Source organism: Pseudomonas onubensis (assembly GCF_965653655.1).
Lineage (GTDB): Bacteria > Pseudomonadota > Gammaproteobacteria > Pseudomonadales > Pseudomonadaceae > Aquipseudomonas.
The window spans coordinates 1-482 of record NZ_CBFHAZ010000234.1 but is presented as its reverse complement, the minus strand read 5'-3'; the positions used below and the strand labels follow the sequence as shown (position 1 = coordinate 482).

Here is a 482-nt window from a genome sequence, read left to right as displayed (position 1 = left end):
CATATGAAGAATCTCTTTCACGGCAGTATCATCCTGAAAAACAGACAACGCCTGTTCTTCTGTAATGCCATCCGCTAAAAATACTTCTTGCATTGAATTCTCATCTAAACTCATTGGGACGAAGACTGCTTTTTCCTTCCCATACTCATCCACTCCGAAAACAGTGACATATGGCTTATTCCCATTGTAAACATAGGAATCATCAACAACAGCAAGTGCTTTCGTATCCAGCGCAAAACTTTCCGCCTTTTGTTCTATTTCACTAAACGGTGCATTGGCTTTCCAAAATACGAACACTGAAATAACAAGCGACAAAGATAAAATAAAGACAACCGAAAAGATAATCCAGTTTTTCATAACTGCACCTTGCATTCCGATGTATTTGAATGTTGTTTAAAATTTTGTTTCATTTTTGTCAACCTGCTTTCCTTCCTCATCGTTTTTCATTATACCAATTTCCTAAGCTTTGGACCATACTGTGT

1 protein-coding gene is annotated in these 482 nt (G+C 37.3%); it reads right to left on the bottom strand.

All coding sequences use genetic code 11. The annotated features are described in order from the left end of the window. On the bottom strand, positions 1-357 hold a 357-nt coding region (locus ACTD9P_RS29735), incomplete at its 3' end, for a cell wall elongation regulator TseB-like domain-containing protein (protein WP_438870432.1). Positions 358-482: the final 125 nt, after the last annotated feature.